Origin of the sequence: Kitasatospora sp. NPDC007106 (assembly GCF_040634455.1) — a bacterium.
GTDB lineage: Bacteria > Actinomycetota > Actinomycetes > Streptomycetales > Streptomycetaceae > Kitasatospora > Kitasatospora arboriphila.
On the sequence record NZ_JBEYFP010000500.1, the window covers coordinates 1 to 4,412 of the forward strand.

The 4,412-nt window shown below is 72.7% G+C and carries 4 protein-coding genes; all 4 read left to right on the forward strand.

What is annotated here, in order from left to right; translation table 11 throughout:
* The first annotated feature begins 135 nt into the window (after nt 1–135).
* A complete protein-coding gene (locus ABZ641_RS27040; protein WP_359985752.1) occupies nt 136–1,596 on the forward strand; it encodes a catalase in 1,461 nt (486 codons plus the stop codon).
* A gap of 199 nt (nt 1,597–1,795) precedes the next feature.
* Nucleotides 1,796–2,581 carry an IclR family transcriptional regulator C-terminal domain-containing protein gene (locus ABZ641_RS27045; RefSeq protein WP_344627563.1) on the forward strand — a complete coding sequence of 262 codons (786 nt, stop codon included), beginning with the start codon at nt 1,796–1,798 and terminating at the stop codon, nt 2,579–2,581.
* Between the two features lie 70 nt (nt 2,582–2,651).
* Nucleotides 2,652–3,284 carry a hypothetical protein gene (locus ABZ641_RS27050; protein ID WP_359985755.1) on the forward strand — a complete coding sequence of 211 codons (633 nt, stop codon included), beginning with the start codon at nt 2,652–2,654 and terminating at the stop codon, nt 3,282–3,284.
* A 147-nt stretch (nt 3,285–3,431) separates the two neighbouring features.
* On the forward strand, nt 3,432–4,325 hold the full coding sequence (locus ABZ641_RS27055; protein WP_359985758.1) for a metal-dependent hydrolase: 894 nt from the start codon (nt 3,432–3,434) through the stop codon (nt 4,323–4,325).
* Nucleotides 4,326–4,412 lie beyond the last annotated feature (87 nt).

Below are 4,412 nucleotides of genomic sequence, written 5' to 3' on the forward strand. Positions count from 1 at the left end.
GCCGCCGCGGCCGCCCTCGCCCCGGCCGACGGCCCGGACGGCGAGCACACCTCCCGCCGCCGCGCCGCCCTCTGGCGCCTCCTCGGCGTCTGACCCCAGCCCCCTGCACCGCACCGCTGCTACTGAAGGACCCTCATGCCGAAGACCCTGACCACCGAGTCCGGCGCGCCCGTCGCCGACAACCAGAACTCCGCCTCGGCCGGCGAGTACGGCCCGCTGCTGATCCAGGACCAGCAGCTGCTGGAGAAGCTCGCCCGGTTCAACCGCGAGCGCATCCCGGAGCGCGTGGTGCACGCCCGAGGCTCCGGCGCCTACGGCTACTTCGAGGTCACCGACGAGGTCTCGCAGTACACCCGGGCGGACTTCCTGTCGGCCGTCGGCAAGCGCACCGACGTCTTCCTGCGGTTCTCCACGGTGGCCGGCAACCTGGGCGCCAGTGACGCCGTCCGCGACCCCCGCGGCTTCGCGCTGAAGTTCTACACCGCCGACGGCAACTACGACCTGGTCGGCAACAACACCCCGGTGTTCTTCATCAAGGACCCGATCAAGTTCCCCGACTTCATCCACTCGCAGAAGCGCGACCCCTACACCGGCATCACCGAGGCCGAGAACGTCTGGGACTTCTGGGCCCACGCCCCCGAGGCCACCCACCAGATCACCTGGCTGTTCGGCGACCGCGGCATCCCGGCCTCCTACCGCCACATGAACGGCTACGGCTCGCACACCTACCAGTGGGTCAACGAGCAGGGCGACGCCTACTGGGTGAAGTACCACTTCAAGACCAACCAGGGCATCCGCTCGCTGGACGGCTCGCAGGCCGCCGAGGTGGTCGGCGGCGACGCCGACAGCCACCAGCGCGACCTCCACCAGGCCATCGAGCGCGGGGTGTTCCCGTCCTGGATGCTGTACGTCCAGCTGATGCCGGTCGCCGAGGCCGCCACCTACCGCTTCAACCCCTTCGACCTCACCAAGGTGTGGCCGCACGCCGACTACCCGCTGGTCAAGGTCGGCCGCCTGGTGCTCAACAAGAACCCGGAGAACGTCTTCGCCGAGGTCGAGCAGGCCGCCTTCTCGCCGAACAACTTCGTGCCCGGCATCGGCCCGTCCCCGGACAAGATGCTCCAGGGCCGCCTGTTCGCCTACGCCGACGCCCAGCGCTACCGCCTCGGCGTCAACCACACCCAGCTGCCGGTGAACGCCCCGCGCGCCACCGAGGCGAACAACTACGGCCGCGACGGCCTGGGCGCCCTCAACACGGCCGGCCGCGCCAAGAACTACGAGCCGAACTCCTTCGACGGCCCGGCGCAGACCGGCGACGCGCTCGCCGCCCCCGTCCGGCTGGAGGGCCACACCGGCACCTACACCACCCCGGCCCACACCAAGGACGACGACTTCTTCCAGGCCGGCGAGCTCTACCGGCTGATGTCCGACGGCGAGAAGGACCGCCTGATCGCCAACCTGGCCGGTTTCCTCGCCCAGGTGAGCCGCGAGGACGTCGTGGAGAAGAACCTCGCCCACTTCCACGCGGCCGACGAGGAGTACGGCAGCCGCCTGGAGGCCGCGGTGAAGAAGCTCCGCGCCGGCGACGACGCCTGACCGGCCCCCCCGACCGGGCCCCTCCCCCCTGGGCAGTGGGGGAGGGGTCCTTCGCCTTACCACAAGAACCGCCGAAATCTGACGGACGCTCACGAACCGTGCCGCATCCGGGCGTACGGGCGGCCAAGGCGGCCCCTCCGCGGCTAGGCTGGACGTGCGCGGCCGCGCCGCGCACTCGCGCGAGCGGAAGGGGACGCCCATGCCGGCACCGAGCCGGGGCCGCCGGACCGGCCCCGCCCACGGCCGCCCGAACCCGAACCCGTACGGGCCGCTGCACCGCGCACTGCGCCTGCTGGAGGCCGTCGACCGGCACCCGCACGGCGTCGACACCGCCCGGCTGGCCCGCGAACTCGGCGTCCAGGCCGCGGCGGTGCAGGAACTGGCCGAGACCCTGGAGTGCGAGGGTTACCTGCTCTTCGACGACGGCGTCTGGCTGCTCGGCGGCGCGCTCACCGTGCTCGGCCAGCAGAACCGCGAACAGCTCGTCCGGGCCCGGCTGCACCGACGGCTCGCCGACCTGCGCGACGAACTCGGCGCCGCCGTCTACTTCACGCGCTACCACGACGGCGAACTGAGCGTGGAGGCCGTCTCCGCCACCGACCACGCCCCCGCCGTCCAGGAGTGGGTGGACTTCCGGGCGACGGCCCACGCCAGCGCCATGGGCAAGTGCCTGCTCGGCCAGCTCGACCACAACGGCCGCCGCGACCACCTCGCCCGCCACCCCGTCGCCCGGCTCACCTCCCGCACCATCACCGACACCGAGCAACTGCTGCACCGCCTGGACCGGCAGCCCGCCACCGTCCCCGTGCTCGACCTCCAGGAGTACGCGCTGGGCACCGTCTGCGCGGCCGTCCCCGTCACCGCCGGCGCCACCGTCGGCTGCCTGGCCACCTCCCTGCCCGCCACCGAGACCCACCGCCTGCGCGCCGCCGCCGAACTCCTCTCGCTGCGCGCAGCCCCGCTGATGCTCGCCATGGCGGTGTAGCCGGGGCGTGTGGCGCCTCCCCGCCGCGGGCAGGATGCCGTTGCGGCCCGGCACCGTCGGAGGGGGAGCCATGACCCGCAGGGTCCGGCCGTTCGGCCTGCTGTGCGTCGGCGCCGGCTTCGCGGCCGCCGCCCCGTCGGCCGCGCTGCTCGCCTACTCCGCCGGGGTCGACTGGCAGGTGCGCCTGACCGGTCCGGCGCCGTACCTGCTGCTCGGGGGCCTGCTGCTGGCGTTCCTCGGCGGCCTGCTGGTCGGTACCGACGTGTTCGTCGGATGCCTCGCGGCGCTGTTCTTCCTGGTCGTGCTCGGCATCGGCGCCGAGCTGGCCGGGCGGGCAACGGAACGCACCCGGGACTGGTACCGCACCCCGCAGTCGGTCAGCGTCACCGTGACCGGGTGCCAGGTGTACCGGGAGCCCACCGGGCCGTTCGACGACCTCTACGGCTGCCTGCACACCTGGACCTTCGACGGCCGGCAGCTGACCGAGCGGCGCCTCGCCGACGACTACCCGGACGGCCACCGGATCCGGCTCTGGATGGACCCGGACGACGGCTCGCTGGACGACCACGCCCTGTTCACCATCGTCGCCGCGACGGCCTTCGGCCTCTTCACCGGCGCCCTCGCCCTGCTGATGACCCGGCTGGCGGTCGAGTCCTTCCTGACGGCCCTCCGCGGGGCGCTCCGCCCGCCGGTGCCGGACTGAGCCACACCTCCACCGTCCCGGGCGGGCGAGGGGCGTGGTGGACGCGAAACTTATTAGACTCAATGTCGATAAGACCCTTGCCGGGTCTGCTACCCGCGAGTACGTTGCCAGGGTCGAAGCCGCCACAGCAGGCCAGGAGGCTCCCCCATGCCCAGCACCACCCCGCCGCCGCGCATCCACGACGACCTCGTCCTGGAACCCCGCGACGTGCAGTTCGACTGGTCCAGCCTGCCGCTGCACTGGATCCCCGACGAGCCGTTCGCCACCCACACCATCAACGTGCTCCACCTCCTCCTCCCGGAGGGCGAGCGCTGGTTCGTCCGGGTCTTCTCGGACGCCCTGCCGATGATCACCGACGACCGGCTCCGCGAGGAGGTCCTCGGCTTCATCGGCCAGGAAGCCATCCACGCCGAAGCCCACCAGGAAGTCCTCGACCACCTGCTCGGCCAGGGCCTCGACCCCCGCCCCTACATCCGCCAGATCGGCTGGCTCTTCCGCCGCGTCCTCGGCGACAAGCCCGGACTGACGGGCCGACGGCGCCGCGAGAACATCATCGAACGGGTCGCCTTCGTCGCAGCGATCGAGCACTTCACCGCCTTCCTCGGCAACTGGGCCCTCAACTCGCCCGGCCTCGACCGCGCCCAGGCCGACCCCACCATGCTCGACCTGCTGCGCTGGCACGGCGCCGAAGAGGTCGAGCACCGCAGCGTCGCCTACGACCTGCTCGTCCACCTCGACCCCGGCTACCTGCGGCGGATGCGGGGGATGCTCGTCTCCGGGCCGCTGCTGGTGCACCTGTGGGTGCGGGGCGTCCGGTTCCTGCTCGCCGCCGACCCCGAACTCCGCGGCCGGATCCGGCCGACCTGGCGGGAGGCGCAGGTGCAGGCCCGCCGCGGACTGCTGCCCGACCCGAAGGCGATGGCCCGCTCCGCCGCCCGCTACTTCAAGCCCGGCTACCACCCCACCCAGGAGGGCTCCTCCAGCCAGGCCCTCGGCTACCTCGCCACCTCCCCGGCCGCCCGCGCAGCCGCCACCCACTGAGGGCGCAACCCCCAAGGGGCGCAGGCATCCCCAGGGACGCAGGGACCCCCAGCGACGCAGGCAACCCCAGGGGCGCGGGGAACTGCG